The organism is Stenotrophomonas sp. INTA L402-1, from assembly GCF_059295135.1.
The window spans coordinates 40,494-55,576 of the sequence record NZ_JCAFWP010000014.1 but is presented as its reverse complement, the minus strand read 5'-3'; the positions used below and the strand labels follow the sequence as shown (position 1 = coordinate 55,576).

The following is a 15,083-nucleotide window of genomic DNA, read 5'->3' as shown; positions in this document are numbered from 1 at the left end:
GAGTGTAACATTCGCTTCGTCAGAGTGCCGGCCCGGTGCTCACAAGGAATTCCGATGCTGTACGACGTCGTCATTGCCGGGGCTGGCCCGGTCGGCCTGTTCCTGTCCTGCGAGCTGGCCCTGGCCGGCTGTTCGGTGTTGGTGCTGGAGCAGGCCAGGTCCGCCGGCTCGCCGTTGAAGCGCTTGCCATTCGGGCTGCGCGGCTTGAACGCCCCTACGCTGGAGGCATTGGATCGGCGCGGCCTGTTGGACGCGGTCGCCGCGACACAGGTGCTCAAGCCCGAGAAGGGGGCGCCGCCGCCCGGCACCGCCCATTGGCTCGCGCAGCCGCGGGCGCTGGGCGGCCACTTCGCCGGAATACCGTTTGCCTTGGACGACGTCGACCGCACGCGCTGGACCTGGCGCCTGCCGTCCCCGGTGGGCAGCCAGATGGCGGTGGAGCTGCAGGCCCTGGAAACGGTCTTGGCCGAACGTGCGACCACGCTGGGCGTGCGCATCGAACGCGGGCGTGCGGTACAGGCGGTGCGCGCCGGTGCAACCGAAGTGGAGATCGAGACCGCTGACGGGGCGGTACGTGGTCGCTGGCTGGTAGGTTGCGATGGAGGCCGCAGCACAGTGCGCAAGCAATGCGGTTTCAGTTTCATCGGCACGGATCCCGAATTCACCGGTCATTCGCTGCAGGTCGATCTGGAAGATCCCGGCGTGCTGACCCCGGGCCGTCAGTACACCGCGCAGGGCATGTGCAATTTCAATCCCCCCGGTGTGCTCGCGCTTGCCGATTTCGATGGCGGTGCCGGGCATCGAAAACCTCTCGCGCTGGATGAAGCGCAATCGCTGCTGCGACGTGTGTCTGCCCGCGACGTGACCATCACCGCGCTGCATCTGCACAGCACCTGGACCGACGGTGCGCGCCAGGCCAGCGCCTATCGCAACGGCCGCGTGCTGCTGGCCGGCGATGCAGCGCACATGCATTCGCCGCTTGGCGGGCAAGGCCTGAACCTTGGCATCGGCGACGCGATGAACCTCGGTTGGAAGCTGGCCGCCGTGGTGCGTGGTGATGCCCATGAGGTGCTGCTGGACAGCTACCAGGCCGAGCGCTATCCGATTGGCGCGAAGGTGCTGGACTGGTCGCGTGCGCAGGTCGCGTTGATGCGGCCGGGCGCTGGTTCGCGCGCGCTGGCGGCGGTGATGGCCGATCTGGCCGACACCCGTGATGGTGCGACCTACCTGGCTGAGCGGGTCTGGGGCGTTGCGCAGCAGCTGGATCCGGGCGTGGGCCATCCGCTGGTCGGCCGCAGCGCGCCGGACTTCCAACTGGCCGATGGACGTCGCATGGGTGAGCTGCTGCGTGCAGGGCAGGGCGTGCTGCTGGTGTTCGACGCGGGCACGTCGTTGTGCGCAAGCATCGAGGATTGCCAACGGCGCCCGGCCCTCATCAGGCAGGCGGTGGATGACACGCTCGGCCTGGGCGCGGTGCTGGTGCGCCCGGATGGCATCGTTGCCTGGGCCTGTGATGCGGGGGGGAATGAGGCCGGGCTGTCCGATGCGCTGCGGCGCTGGTTTGGGCCGATCGCCGCAGGCTGACTGGCAAGACGGTGGCGCAGCCGGCAAGGGCTGCGCCAATCGTGGTCAGAGGTCCTTCTTCTTTCCGCTCAGATCCAGCGGCCTGTCACTGCCCTTGCGCTCGCTCGACCACACTTCCATGCTCTTGTTGCAACGGCTCTCGCGCGCAGCCACTTCGCGCGGCAGATCCTTCAGATGCGGCGACTCCTGGCAGGCCTGATGCATGTTGCTGTCGTCATAGGTGGCACAGGCGCTGAGCGATGCCAGGGCGATGGCGGCAAGGGAGGCGCGATACAGGGGCTGCAGGGTCATGGCGTGGTCTCGGGGGTAATGCCGGGTGGCCATGGCATTCCAATCCGTGACCCCCGGCACGCACAATCCGACTGATCGCACTTGTTATCTTGTAACGATTAAGTGATAGTCGCGCGCTTGCCTGGATCAGGCGAGGCAGATCATCAGCACCGTGCACAGCACCAGCATCAGCACGAACACACGCCGGCTCAATGCGAGGCAGGCCAGGTAGGCCGCCAGTGCCCATGCACCCAGCAGTGCGCAGGCCAGCAGCCAGAGGCCGATCACCATCAGTGATCCGCTCGCCAGCGCCGACAACGCAATCGCTTTGAACAGGGCCACGCCCAGCACGCTGCCGAGCACGCCGGCCTGCAGGGCAACGGCATCGTGGCGGGCAGGGGCAGGGGGGCGGAACATGCTGGCCGGAGTGGTCACATGGAAGGGCGGCGCAGCTACTGTGCCCGACCCCATATCCACGCCGCGTGTACTTCGCGTGCTGCAGGGGCGCTCAGTCGAACTCACCCTCGGCCGATTCCAGTCGCTGCCGGTACGCCGCCCGGTGCTGGTACAGGCGCTGGCACTCTTCCGACCTGTGGATGCGGCTGCCGGGTTCGTTGGCCACCGAGTCGCACATCCGCGCGATGTGGTTGTTCTCCGCCAGTTCGGTGACGAAGAACACTGCAGTGACGCCGGTGCCGAGCAGCGCGACATACAGCAGGCGGCTGAGCCAGCGCGACAGCTTGCGCTCGAAGTGCTGCTGGATGGTCAGGTCGAAACGGATGATGCTGAGCACGATCCAGACGATCGCGACCAGGAAGCAAAGCGTGGGCAGCAGCCCGCGCCAGAGTCCCGCTTCGTATACCGATTCGTTGTAGTGCACGGCGGCCCCGGCACCGGCGATGGCGATCGCCAGTGCCCAGTTGCGGCCCAGCGAGAGCAGGTCGTCGAGCAGTTTCTCGCGGTCCTTGGTCGGTGCTGCTGCCACGTCGATCCCTTCTGCCCGTTGCGATCGGCGGCGGGGTGCCGCCGATCCTGCAGATGGTGGGGTATTGCCCCGGTGATGAGAAGCCTTGCCGGCTCAGTGCGCGGCCGCGCGTGCCCCCATCCAGCGCCGGTAGCGGCGGGTCCGGCACGTGGCCGAGGCCTGTGCCAGCAGCAGTGCCCACACCGGCGAGACCCCTGGGGCGGTTGGTTGGCGTCGGCTCAACCGGCCCAGCTGGTACTTCACCGCGGCCATGTGTGCACTGGCGGCCAGCGGCTTGCTGCGCCAGTCGATGTTGCGCAGGGTCGGCACCTGGTCGCGGCCTTGCTGCCAGTGGTGTGGCAGGTCCGGCTCGATCGCCAGCGCGGTGGCGATGCCGACCATCGCAACACCGCTGTCCAGCACCTGCTCGGCCACTTCACGGCGACGGATGCCGCCGGTGACCATCAGCGGCATCGTTGCCACCGCAGCGATCTCGCGTGCGAATTCGAGAAAGTAGGCTTCGCGGGCCAGGCTGCGGCCGTCGCGTGCGGCGCCGGTCATGGCCGGCGCTTCATAACTGCCGCCGGACAGTTCCACCAGATCCACGCCCAGTGGTGCCAGCATCTCCACTACTGCGCGCGCCTCCTCGGGTGAGAAGCCACCGCGCTGGAAATCGGCGGAGTTGAGCTTCACTGCCACCACGAAGGCGGGCGACACCGCTGCCCGCACACCCTGCACGATCTCCAGCAGCAGGCGCGCGCGGTTTTCCAGGCTGCCGCCCCAGTGGTCCTCGCGTCGGTTGGACAGTGGTGACAGGAACTGGCTGAGCAGGTAGCCGTGCGCGGCATGGATCTCCACCCCGCTGAAACCGGCCCGTTCGGCCAGTTCGGCGCTGCGGATGAAGCGGGCAATCACTTCCTCGATGTCGGTCCCGGTCATCGCCCGCGGCGGCGCGAACTGCTTGGACAGGGACCCCAGATCCATCGCTACCGCTGACGGTGCAAGTGCCGGTTGGCCGAGCGCGGCCGGCATCTGCCGCCCGGGGTGGTTGATCTGCATCCACATCTGCGCACCGCGCGAGCGAGCGGTGTCGGCCCAGGCGATGAAGCGATCGAGGTGGCGATCGTCTTCCAGCACCACGCCGCCGGGGCCGGTCATGGCACGGCGGTCGACCATCACGTTGCCGGTAATGATCAGCCCGGCGCCGCCGTCGGCCCAGCGCTGGTACAGCTGCAGCAGCGCGGCCGAGGGCGCGTGGTCGGCGTCGGCCATGTTTTCTTCCATCGCCGCCTTGGCGATGCGGTTGCGGATGACGGCACCGGAAGGCAGCGCCAAGGACGAGAACAGCGACATCGGACAGCTCCAGGACAGGGGAATGGCGCTACGCTAACCTTCAAGTTTGATTGAAGGTCAACGGGTTCCAATGTCGAGGATTCAGGCAGATGAAGATCGGTGAGCTGGCGCAACGCACCGGCCTTGCCGCGTCGCGCATCCGCTTCTATGAGGATGCAGGGTTGCTGGTTGTGCAGCGCCAGGCCAACGGCTACCGCGATTACCCGGAACAGGCGGTGCTGCTGCTGGAGCTGATCACCGGTGCGCAGCGCGCTGGCTTCAGCCTTGAAGAGATCCGCGCGCTGTTGCCGCCGGACATGGGCCAGTGGCAGCACGAGGCACTGATCACGATGCTGCAGCAGAAGGTGGCCGATATCGAAGCGCTGCAGTTGCGGCTGGCAGAGAGCCGTGAGCACTTGCTGGCCCTGATCGAAGACATCCAGGCGCGGCCGGAGGGCATTGATTGTGCGGCCAATTCGCAGCGGGTGCTGGACCGGGTGAAGCGCGGTGAGCTGGCGCGGCCGACGCTGGCGGCCGGCGATGTGGCAATGCTGCGACCGGATCGCCGCCGCCGCATGGGCCGAGACTGACGATCCGGCGCGATGTTCAGTGGCTGCCGGCTACGGCGGCCTTGCGCTTCTTGTCCAGCATCACCGCCACGCACCACAGCAGCAGGCCGCCGATGGCGGTGGCCGCGCCCACATAGCCGGTGCTGGCCGGACTGAAGCCGGCGCTGATCGCCATGCCGCCCAGCCACGGGCCGAGCGCATTGGCGGTATTGAAGGCGGCATGGTTGGAGGCGGCAGCCAGGGTCTGCGCTTCGCCGGCCACGTCCATCAGGCGCGTCTGCAGCACCGCAGCCAGCGCACCCATGGTGCCGACGGTGATGATCATCGGGCCGATGGTCCACACCGATTGTGCGGCCAGCGGATACAGCAGCAGCATCACGATCGACCACAGCAGCACCACCGCAGCGGCCTTGAAGTGGAACTTGTCCACCAGCCAGCCACCGGCGATGTTGCCGATGATCGCGCCGATGCCGAACACGCCCACGGCCAGCGGCATCCACGATTCGGCCACGCCGGTGACCTGCACCAGGGTCGGCGCCAGGTAGGTGAACACGCAGAACATGCCGGCGAAACCGACCGCGCCGATCGCCAGTGCCAGCCACACCTGGGTGGTGTTGAAGGCACGCAGTTCGCGCATCGGCGAGGTGCGCACCTCGTCCGGATCGGGCAGCAGGAAGCGCGCGATCATCGCCACGGTGGCGATGGCCAGCACGCTGACCAGGGCAAAGGCGGTGCGCCAGCTCAGCTGCTGGCCCAGCCAGGTGGTCAGCGGATTGCCGACCAGGATCGCGATCGACAGGCCCAGCAGTACGCGCGACATCGCCTGGCCGCGCTGGCCGGCCGGGCTGATTGCCGCCGCCACCAGCATCGCCACCCCGAAGTAGGCGCCATGCGGCAGGCCGGCGACAAAACGCGCGATCAGCATCGTGCCGTAGTTCGGTGCCAGTGCGCTGGCCAGGTTGCCGACAGCATAGAAGCCCATCAGTGCCAGCAGCAGCTTGCGGCGCGGGAAGCTGGCGCCGACGAAGGCGAGGATCGGCGCACCGACAACCACGCCGATGGCGTAGGCGCTGATCAGGTGGCCGACCTGGGTTTCGCTGATCGACAGGCCGCGGCTGATTTCCAGCATCAGGCCCATGCTGGCGAATTCACTGGTGCCGATGGCGAAGCCGCCCAGGGACAGGGCAAGGATGATCAGGGTGCGCTGACGGGGCGTCAGCCGCGCAGCCAGGGAAGAGTTGGGGCTCATGCGGGGGCGCGATGGGGGCGGGGAGCCGTGCATTGTACTGCTGCACCGCAACAGCAGCAGCCACGCTGGGGGTAAATCAGCGTTTGATCCGTGGGGTTGCGGCAAGCCGGGCACGGGCTCGGTACGAAAGCAGGTTCGGCGCATTGTTGTCGGCGTCCTGCATGTAATGACGACATGGACGTCGGCATGATGCGAAACACAGGGGCTGTGGAGTACTGGAACAAGGAGGATGTCGATGCAGGAATTCAGGCATGTGCTGGAGACGCGCGGCCGCTATCAGCTGGTAGCGGTGTCCTACGCGCCGGTGTACGCTCCGGGCGATGTGGTCGGCCATGCGGTCGTCGCCGACGATGGGGATCGTCTGACCGACCTGATGTCGCTGGCCGAAGCGCGCCAACGCCTGCAGGCACTGGTGCGTGAAGAGGGCGAAGAGCCCGGGCTGGAGAACGAAAACCACCTGCGGAAGAAGGCGTCGCGCTGGCGCCGCCGCTAGGCCGTCGCGCCCTTGTGCGCATCATGGAGGATCCGGGTGTTGCCCAGTAAGAAGTATCTGCTCATCGCCATCATCACGCTGGCGACCCTGCTGCTTGGTTTCGTGTTTTCCGGTTACCTGACCCTGTTGTTGCTGGGGTTGGACACCAAGCTGTTCACCTGGAACACCTACTACCAGTACTTCAACGCGCTGGGCCAGCCACAGGTCGCGCCCTTCGTGGGCAAGATCAAGTGGGCTGGTTATCTCGGTTTCGGCCTGCCGCTGCTGGTGCTGCTGGTGACCGGCCTGGTGCTGCTGCTGAAGAAGGACAAGCGCTCGTTGCACGGCGACGCGCGCTTTGCCACCGGCGCCGACCTGTCCAAGCACGGCATGTTCAAGAAGACCGGCCAGAGCATCGTGGTTGGCAGCCATGGCGGCAAGCTGGTGCGGCTGGACGGCCAGCAGTTCGTGATCCTTGCAGCGCCCACCCGTTCAGGTAAGGGCGTGGGCGTCGTCATCCCGAACCTGCTGGAGTACGGCGAATCGCTGGTGGTGCTGGACATCAAGCAGGAGAACTTCGACCTGACCAGTGGCTGGCGTGCCAGTCAAGGGCAGGAGATCTACCTGTTCAATCCTTTCGCCGAAGATCGGCGCACGCACCGCTGGAACCCGCTCAGCTATGTTTCCGATGACCCGGCGTTCCGTGTCTCGGACCTGATGAGCATCGCCGCGATGTTGTATCCGGACGGGGCCGAGGACCAGAAATTCTGGGTCAGCCAGGCGCGCAACGCGTTCATGGCCTTCACCCTGTATCTGTTCGAAAACTGGGACGACGAGCGCAGCAGCGGTTTCCCGGGCGGCTCGGGCACGCCCACGCTGGGCGCTGTCTACCGGTTGTCGTCGGGGGACGGCACCGATCTGAAGAAGTACCTCAAGGCATTGTCGGAGCGGTCGTTCCTCAGCGCCAACGCGCGTTCGGCGTTCGCCAACATGCTGTCCCAGGCCGACGAGACCTTCGCCTCGATCCTGGGCACCTTCAAGGAGCCGCTCAATCCCTGGATCAATCCGGTGCTGGACAAGGCCACCAGCAGCAACGACTTCCTGCTGACCGATGTGCGCAGGAAGAAGATGACCATCTACATCGGCATCCAGCCCAACAAGCTGGCCGAGAGCCGCCTGATCATCAACCTGTTCTTCAGCCAGCTGATCAACCTCAACACCAAGGAACTGCCCAAGTCCAACCCGGACCTGAAGTACCAGTGCCTGCTGTTGATGGACGAATTCACCTCGATCGGCAAGGTCGAGATCATCGCCTCGGCGGTGTCCTACATGGCCGGTTACAACATCCGCCTGCTGCCGATCATCCAGAGCATGTCCCAGCTTGATGCCACCTACGGCCGGGAAGTGTCACGCACGATCATCACCAACCACGCACTGCAGATCCTGTACGCGCCGCGCGAGCAGCAGGACGCCAACGACTACTCGGACATGCTGGGCTACACCACCGTCCGCAAGAAGAACGTCACCCATGCCCGTGAGAAGACCCACAACTTCACCGAAGAGCGGCGTGCACTGATGCTGCCGCAGGAGCTGAAGGCGATGGGGCCGGACAAGGAAGTATTCCTCTACGAGGGCATACCGCATCCGGTGAAGTGCGACAAGATCCGCTATTACAAGGATCGCTATTTCACATCGCGGCTGCTGCCGAAGGTCGACGTTTCGATGCTTAACGTCTAATTCACGTCGCTAAATTTGTGACGTAGATTCATATTCACCGACGTGAAACCGTGAGCTGGGTCAAAAATTCGGCATCTGTTCATGGATTTTCAGACTTGTCTGACATGGAATTGACGCGTGGTTGTGTAACTCTGTGTGCGTCATCCAGAAGTGTGTGCTGGATGGCAAAAGTTGTAACGCAGGGTGGCCAGGAGTTTGTGCCATGGAAACAAGGATGGTTTCGACGTTGGTGAGGGTGTGCGGGTGTGTCGTCGGCAACGTCTGGCGGCCCCGCGACCTGGTTGGCAGCTTTCGGGCTGCAGGGGAGCCGGGGCAGGTGTGCTGCATGCCAGCGCGTCTCCCCGATTCCGGCGTGCGCCATGCAGCGCCGGACAGCCAGGGAACCAACGCTCGGGACTGCTTTTTCGTACGTCAAAGTGAAGCCCGTATGAATCAGGCGTTTATCGCGAAAATCTCCATCGCCGCAGTCGCGGCGCTGATGGTGGCAGGGTGTGCCACCAAGTCCGCCCCCGATTTCGGTGGGCGCTGGAAGCCGGTCAACCGCTTTGCCGTGGCGACGACCGAGATCCCGCTGTATTCCAGCTACGTCTACCAGGCCTCGCCGATGGATGGCACGCTCAAAGCCATGCTCGAGCGCTGGGCCAAGGATTCCGGACGAACACTGGACTACCGCCTCAACTCGGACTTCACGCTGTATGGCGCGGTCTCGAAGATCGACACCACCAATGCGCAGCAGGCCGTGATCGATCTGACTTCGGCGTATTCGGCGCAAGGCATCTCCGTCTCCATTGTTGGCAACCAGATCGTTGTGCAGAGCGCTGGCTCGACGCCCACCGCGTCGGCGCAGGGCGCTGATTCCAACAGCGGCACCTGAGTCCACCTCGAAACCATCGAACGTGCCGCTCCCCGCGCCTGTCGCAGGGGCTCCATGCCCATTGATGTTTCAGCAGTACGGAAGAATCCATGTTCCGCAAGAAGGATCCCGGCAACAGTCCCAAGGTCGAGCAGTCGGTCGCCAAGGCGGTCAGCTACGAGATCACCGTGGCCGACATGGCGCGTCGCAGCGAGCGACGTGCGTGGTGGGTGGCCACCGGCTCATTGCTGATGTCGCTCGCACTGGCGGGTGGCTACTACTACATGCTGCCGCTGAAGGAGAAGGTGCCGTTCCTGGTGATGGCCGATGCGTATACGGGTACCGCTACGGTGGCGCGCCTGAGCGGGACCTTCCAAGGCGAGACGATCACCTCCAGTGAAGCCATCAACCGCAGCAACGTGGCCCAGTACGTACTGGCGCGCGAATCCTATGACTCGGCGGTGATGGGCCTGCGCGATTGGGAACTGGTATTTGTGATGTCCAGCAGTCCGGTAGCGCAATCGATGCGGCAGCGCTACGCCGGCAACAACCCGCAGAATCCGTTCGTGATGTACGGCCGCGAGCGTGCCATCCGGGTCAAGATCCTCAGTATCACCCCACTAGGCGCCGAGTCGAATGGCAGTTTCCGCGGCGCATCGGTGCGCATCCAGCGCAGTTTGCTGGACAAGCGCTCGGGTGCGTCCAGTTATCTGGACAACCAGCTGGTGACGATGCGCTTCGAGTACAAGCAGAACCTCGCGCTGTCCGAGCAGGATCGCATTCTTAATCCACTGGCCTTCCAGGTCACCGAGTATCGCGTCGACAACGACTATTCCCGTGGCGTCCCGGTGCCGGATGACGGCGCCATGCAGGCGCAGGCGCAGCAGGCTGCACAGGCCGCGCAGCAGGCCCAGGGTGTCTACGATCCCAACAACCCGGCCGCAGCCACGATGATCGATCCGGCCACCGGCCAGCCGGTCGCCGTTCCGGCCAATGGCCCGACGCCGGGCCAGCCGATGCCGGGCCAGCCCGTACAGGGGCAACCCATGCCGGGTCAGCCGGTGCAGGGGCAAGTAACGCCGGGGCAAGCCATGCCCGGACAGCCGGCCATGAGGCCGGCGCAGAACAATTCCACCGGAACTGCTGATGGAGCAAGCAACCGATGAGTAGTCGAAATATCAGGGGAAGCGCGCTGGCGCTGCTGTCGATGTTGTCGCTGTTGTTTTCAGCAGCAGCGATGGCGCAGGCGGTGGACCACTACGAGTACGAGAAGGACCGCATCTATCCGGTTCGCACCGGCCTGGGTCTGACCACCCAGATCGAGTTGAGCCCGAACGAGAAGATCCTCGACTACAGCACCGGTTTCAGCAGCGGCTGGGAACTGACCCGTCGCGAGAACGTGTTCTATCTCAAGCCGAAGAACGTCGACGTCGACACCAACATGATGGTGCGCACCGAGACCCATTCCTACATCTTCGAGCTGAAGGTGGTGGCCACTGACTGGCGCCAGCTGGAACAGGCCCGTCGTGCTGGCGTGCAGTACAAGATCGCCTTCACCTACCCGAACGACACCGTGTTCGGCGTCGCGCAGGAAGCGGTGGAAGAGGAGGCGCAGCCCCTGTTGAGCTCTGAACTGGCCAAGGACCGCCAGTACAACTTCAACTACTCCTATTCGACCAGCAAGGCGAAGAAGATGGGTTGGCTGATCCCGGTCAACGCCTACGACGATGGCCGCTTCACCTATCTGAAACTGCCGAACTCGCCGGAATACAAGACCGGCATCTTCCCGGCCGTGTTCGGCCGGGAAACGGAATACGGTGAAGACTTCGTAGTCAACACCACGGTTGAAGGCAATACGCTGATCGTGCACGGGACCTACCCGTACCTGGTCATCCGCCACGGCGACTTCGTCGTCGGCCTGCGAAGGAACGTGAAGAAATGAGCCAGCAGAACACTCCCGGAAACGACCCGAACAGCGGACGCGACGAGAGCCAGAGCCCGTACGGTGCACAGGGTGCCTCGGACGCGCAGTCGAATCCATACTTCGGCACGTCCCAGGCCGAGCCTGCGCCGGACCTCGATGCGGCTGCGCCACAGCTGCGCTCGGCAGAAGAGCAGCGGTTGAATCGCAAGGCGCTTCTGTTCCTCGGCGGCATCGTGGTGCTGCTGGTGGCCATGGGCTTCCTGCTGTTCCGAAAGGGCCAGGATGACAAGGAGGCTGCTTCCACTGCGCCGGAAGTGGCGCGATCCAGCACTCCCGAGCTTCCGAACGTTTCCACGCCCGAACCGGCACCGCCGGTCGCCCAACCTGCGCCGATTCCAATGCTGCCACCACCGGAGCCGATGCCTGCGCAGTCGTCGTTGTCGATGGACCGAGATCCCGGACCGCGTGGCCCGACTCTGGCTGAGCGACGCATGGGGGGGAATTCCGGGATGGTGGGAACGGGTGATGCGCAGTCTTCGCCGGGCGGACAGCCTCCCGGCATGGATGAGTACGCGCGCATGATGGCCCAGCAGATGGGCAGCAACGGGCAGCAGACTGCCGCGCCGACGCGTGTGCGCCGCGGCCCGGACGTAGACGATGTTTCCAGCGCCAGTTTCATCCGCAGCCCGGATGCGCTTCTGGTTCGTGGTACCTATCTGCGCTGTGTGCTGGAGACCCGGATCATTACCGATATCGCGGGCTATACCTCGTGCCTGGTGACTGAGCCGGTGTACTCGATCAACGGCCGCAATCTGCTTCTGCCGAAGGGCTCCAAGATCTATGGCGCGTACGGCGGTGGTCCCACCGGCAAGCGGGTGGAAGTGATCTGGGACCGCATCACCACGCCCAATGGTATCGATGTGGCGATGTCCAGCCCAGGAGTGGATCAGCTGGGTGGCGCGGGTCATCCGGGCCAGTACAGCGCGCACTGGGGCAGCCGTATTGCCTCGGCGCTGATGATCAGCCTGCTGGCCGACGCGTTCAAGTACGCCGCCGCCGAACATGGCCCGGAGACCACCACGGTGGCCAACAACGGCATGACCATCCAGTCGCCCTATGAAAGCGCCACCGCGCGGACCATGGAGCGCCTGGCCAACGATGCCCTCAGCCAGCGCCGTCCGCCGACCGTCACCATCAACCAGGGCACCATCGTGAACGTCTACGTCGCCAAGGACGTCGATTTCACCAACGTGCTGCACCCCCGCCGGTAAACAACGAACGATCATGGACGCCGAAGTGTCACCCCTCGCCCTCGTCTCCAGCGATTTCCTGCGCTATCAGTACGAAGTGCTGGGTATTGCCGAGTACATGACCTCGCCGGAGGTGACGGAAATCTGCATCAACCGTCCTGGCGAGCTGTACCTGGAAACGCGGGCCGGGTGGCAGCGTGTGGATGTGCCGGGCTTGACCTTCGAGCGGGCCCGTCAGTTCTGCACGGCGGTGGTGAACGAGAGCAACACCGGTCAGCGCATCACCGATGCCGATCCGGTGGTCTCGCTCACGTTTCCCACGGGTCAGCGTGCCCAGTTCGTGATTCCGCCGGCGTGCGATGCAGGCAAGGTGTCGATCACCATCCGCCTGCCGTCCAAGCACACCAAGTCGCTCAGCCAGTATCACGAAGACGGCTTCTTCAACCAGATCCTGGAAAGCGATGGCAGCATCAGCGAGCAGGATCGCGAGTTGCTGGAACTGCGCCAGCAGCGCGAGTACGCCGAGTTCTTCCGGCGTGCGGTGATGTACCGCAAGAACATCGTGGTATCCGGTGCGACCGGTAGCGGCAAGACCACCTTCATGAAAGCGCTGGTCAATCATATCCCGGACAACGAACGCCTGGTCACGATCGAGGACGCGCGCGAGCTGTTTCTGACCCAACCCAATGTGGTGCACCTGCTGTACTCCAAGGGTGGGCAGAGCACCAGCAACGTCAGCGCCAAGAGCTGCATGGAAGCCTGCCTGCGCATGAAGCCCGAACGCATCATCCTGGCCGAGCTGCGCGGCGACGAGGCGTTCTACTTCATCCGCAACTGCGCATCGGGCCACCCGGGTTCGATCACCAGTTGCCATGCTGGCAGTCCGGAGCAGACCTGGGACCAGTTGGCCCTCATGGTGAAGGCCTCCACCGAAGGTTCGGGCCTGGAATTCAACGTGATCAAGCGACTGTTGATGATGACTATCGACATCGTTGTGCATATCAAGGCGCACGCCGGTTCGCGCTACATCACCGGTATCGATTTCAATCCCGGGCGCGCCCAGGGGCAGGAGGGCTGAAGGATGCTGCCAGGACTTGAAATGATGGCGTGCCCGGAGATGGCGGTGTCGATGGACGTGATGCAGCATGTCATCAATGTTGAATCGTCGCGCAACCCTTATGCCATTGGAGTGGTCGGTGGCGCGCTCGCGCGACAACCCAAGGCGCTGGATGAGGCGTTGGCTACCGTGCGCATGCTGGAGGAGAAGGGCTACAACTTCTCCATCGGACTGGCTCAGGTCAACCGCTACAACCTGGGTAAGTACGGGCTGGATTCCTACGAGAAGGCGTTCCAGCAGTGCCCGAACCTGCAGGCCGGCTCGCGCATTCTGGCCGAGTGCTACAAGCGTTCTGGCGGTGACTGGGGCAAGTCGTTCAGTTGCTACTACTCCGGCAACTTCGAGACCGGCTTCCGTCATGGCTATGTGCAGAAGGTCTACGACTCGATTCGGCGCGGCCAGCAGGTCGCCGGCAATGGCGTTGCGCCGATCGATGTGATCAGCCGCGGCGAGCGCCGCAGCGTGAAGGTCGAGCACCATCCTCAGCTGGCCTCTCCGGCGCAGGCGCGGATCGTTGCCCAGGCCAGCAATCCGGTGTACGTGCCGTCCGAAGATCCGGCGCGTGCCTACGTCGTGTATCCCTCCACCGGCGCGATGGCACGTGGCAGCTTGCTGAACATCGCTGATCAGGCACTTTCCAAAGTGGTACTGGGCTCGGTGGACCGGGTGATGCAGCCGCAGGCGCAGCCGGCCCAAGGCGCCGCATATCCGCAGCAGCCCGCAGACATGCCGCAGCAGCTGCCGCGGCAGGGCACCCCGCAGGGGATGGCTATGCCGCAGCAGTTGCCGGGTGCTGCGGGCGCCAACAGCGAGGGCCCAGTGATGCTGCGGCCCTGGAATGAACGCGACCAGCCGGTGGCCGGTAGCGACAATGCGTACAGCGTGCCGGTACAGGCTCCACCGGCGCAGCGGATTCCCGCAGGGGATGCGGCCTTCGTGTTCTGACGAAGTCGTGGTTCGGCCCGGCAACCGCCAGGCCATTCAGTTGTGTTAGTCCATCAACAAGGAAATCAATCCATGAAGCGATCCAATCTCGACCTCGTCCAGGCCCAGCGCACGCTGAAGACCCTGCTGATGGCCACTCTCTTCGTTGGTGCAGTGTTTGCTCCGCAGGCATTCGCCACAGGCTCGACCGACTTTGGCGGCACCGACGACAAGGTCTGCGGCTTCTTCAACAACATCAAGGGGCTGCTGAATATCGCCTCGATTGCAGTTGTCACCATCGCGGTGATCTTCGCCGGCTACCAGATTGCGTTCGCGCACAAGCGTATCGCCGACGTCGCGCCGATCCTGATTGGTGGTGTGCTGATCGGCGCCGCCGGCCAGATCGCCCGCATGCTGCTGGGTGACGGCAGCGACGGCAAGTGCGGCGGCAGCGGCACTACCTACTACCTGATCAACAACGCCATCCAGTACTACAGTGCATAAGAACGTCCTGTTCCGTGGCTGCACGCGCCCGGCGATGTTTCTGGGCGTGCCCTACCTGCCATTCTTCCTGGTGGCGGGTGGGTTGTTGCTGCTGAGCATGTATACGAACTTCTGGTTCCTGCTCACCATTCCCGTGGCGGTTTTCATCATGCGGCAGATGGCCAAGCGTGACGAAATGATCTTCCGGCTGATGGGCCTGCGCCTGATGTTCAAGCTGCGGGTACGCAATGTGCGCGAGCACGATGGCATGTGGGTGTTCAACCCGAATCATTACCGTGACAAGCCGGCCCGAATGGATTGAGGTCCGGAACCGACCTGGCGGGCCTTTGCGCCC

At 64.3% G+C, this 15,083-nt stretch carries 17 protein-coding genes; 12 read left to right on the top strand and 5 right to left on the bottom strand.

From position 1 onward, the window contains the following. Window positions 1-54 precede the first annotated feature (54 nt). Window positions 55-1,584, top strand: a complete 1,530-nt coding sequence (locus AC5O77_RS10235) for an FAD-dependent monooxygenase (RefSeq protein WP_494506777.1) — start codon at window positions 55-57, stop codon at window positions 1,582-1,584. 45 nt (window positions 1,585-1,629) lie between these two features. On the opposite strand, the gene AC5O77_RS10230 is transcribed toward AC5O77_RS10235, so the two are convergent. The 4 genes from AC5O77_RS10230 to AC5O77_RS10215 form a co-directional block, all read right to left on the bottom strand. After that, on the bottom strand, window positions 1,630-1,875 hold the full coding sequence (locus AC5O77_RS10230) for a hypothetical protein (RefSeq protein WP_494506776.1): 246 nt from the start codon (window positions 1,873-1,875) through the stop codon (window positions 1,630-1,632). Between the two features lie 126 nt (window positions 1,876-2,001). Further along, a complete protein-coding gene (locus tag AC5O77_RS10225; protein WP_494506775.1) occupies window positions 2,002-2,271 on the bottom strand; it encodes a hypothetical protein in 270 nt (89 codons plus the stop codon). 91 nt (window positions 2,272-2,362) lie between these two features. Continuing rightward, window positions 2,363-2,839 carry a hypothetical protein gene (locus AC5O77_RS10220; protein ID WP_494506774.1) on the bottom strand — a complete coding sequence of 159 codons (477 nt, stop codon included), beginning with the start codon at window positions 2,837-2,839 and terminating at the stop codon, window positions 2,363-2,365. A gap of 93 nt (window positions 2,840-2,932) precedes the next feature. Then, window positions 2,933-4,171: an NADH:flavin oxidoreductase/NADH oxidase family protein gene (locus tag AC5O77_RS10215; RefSeq protein WP_494506773.1), complete on the bottom strand. Its 1,239-nt coding sequence runs from the start codon at window positions 4,169-4,171 to the stop codon at window positions 2,933-2,935. An 89-nt stretch (window positions 4,172-4,260) separates the two neighbouring features. Here AC5O77_RS10215 and AC5O77_RS10210 point away from each other — a divergent pair, with 89 nt between their 5' ends. After that, window positions 4,261-4,740, top strand: a complete 480-nt coding sequence (locus tag AC5O77_RS10210) for a MerR family transcriptional regulator (protein ID WP_494506772.1) — start codon at window positions 4,261-4,263, stop codon at window positions 4,738-4,740. Window positions 4,741-4,756: 16 nt separating this feature from the next. On the opposite strand, the gene AC5O77_RS10205 is transcribed toward AC5O77_RS10210, so the two are convergent. After that, window positions 4,757-5,968, bottom strand: coding sequence for an MFS transporter (locus AC5O77_RS10205; RefSeq protein WP_121503590.1), 1,212 nt, complete (start codon window positions 5,966-5,968; stop codon window positions 4,757-4,759). A gap of 235 nt (window positions 5,969-6,203) precedes the next feature. Between AC5O77_RS10205 and AC5O77_RS10200 the strand changes: the two genes are divergently transcribed. The 10 genes from AC5O77_RS10200 to AC5O77_RS10155 all read left to right on the top strand — a co-directional run bounded on the left by AC5O77_RS10200 (window position 6,204) and on the right by AC5O77_RS10155 (window position 15,050). Continuing rightward, window positions 6,204-6,461: a hypothetical protein gene (locus AC5O77_RS10200; protein ID WP_006374755.1), complete on the top strand. Its 258-nt coding sequence runs from the start codon at window positions 6,204-6,206 to the stop codon at window positions 6,459-6,461. A 36-nt stretch (window positions 6,462-6,497) separates the two neighbouring features. Next, window positions 6,498-8,177 carry a type IV secretory system conjugative DNA transfer family protein gene (locus AC5O77_RS10195; protein ID WP_478056848.1) on the top strand — a complete coding sequence of 560 codons (1,680 nt, stop codon included), beginning with the start codon at window positions 6,498-6,500 and terminating at the stop codon, window positions 8,175-8,177. 427 nt (window positions 8,178-8,604) lie between these two features. After that, entirely contained in the window at window positions 8,605-9,051 is a 447-nt protein-coding gene (locus tag AC5O77_RS10190) for a hypothetical protein (protein WP_010484845.1), read from the top strand. 89 nt (window positions 9,052-9,140) lie between these two features. After that, window positions 9,141-10,196, top strand: coding sequence for a VirB8 family type IV secretion system protein (locus AC5O77_RS10185; protein WP_164088760.1), 1,056 nt, complete (start codon window positions 9,141-9,143; stop codon window positions 10,194-10,196). Next, window positions 10,193-10,972, top strand: coding sequence for a TrbG/VirB9 family P-type conjugative transfer protein (locus AC5O77_RS10180; RefSeq protein WP_005410124.1), 780 nt, complete (start codon window positions 10,193-10,195; stop codon window positions 10,970-10,972). The genes AC5O77_RS10185 and AC5O77_RS10180 overlap by 4 nt, the downstream gene beginning before the upstream one ends. Continuing rightward, window positions 10,969-12,225, top strand: coding sequence for a TrbI/VirB10 family protein (locus AC5O77_RS10175; protein ID WP_423174523.1), 1,257 nt, complete (start codon window positions 10,969-10,971; stop codon window positions 12,223-12,225). The genes AC5O77_RS10180 and AC5O77_RS10175 overlap by 4 nt, the downstream gene beginning before the upstream one ends. A 13-nt stretch (window positions 12,226-12,238) precedes the next feature. Further along, a complete protein-coding gene (gene virB11, locus AC5O77_RS10170) occupies window positions 12,239-13,282 on the top strand; it encodes a P-type DNA transfer ATPase VirB11 (protein WP_049398229.1) in 1,044 nt (347 codons plus the stop codon). Window positions 13,283-13,285: 3 nt separating this feature from the next. Further along, entirely contained in the window at window positions 13,286-14,266 is a 981-nt protein-coding gene (locus AC5O77_RS10165; protein ID WP_478056847.1) for a lytic transglycosylase domain-containing protein, read from the top strand. A gap of 72 nt (window positions 14,267-14,338) precedes the next feature. Further along, window positions 14,339-14,749, top strand: a complete 411-nt coding sequence (locus tag AC5O77_RS10160; RefSeq protein ID WP_005410120.1) for a TrbC/VirB2 family protein — start codon at window positions 14,339-14,341, stop codon at window positions 14,747-14,749. Beyond that, a complete protein-coding gene (locus AC5O77_RS10155) occupies window positions 14,742-15,050 on the top strand; it encodes a VirB3 family type IV secretion system protein (protein WP_005410119.1) in 309 nt (102 codons plus the stop codon). The genes AC5O77_RS10160 and AC5O77_RS10155 overlap by 8 nt, the downstream gene beginning before the upstream one ends. The last annotated feature ends 33 nt before the right edge of the window (window positions 15,051-15,083 follow it).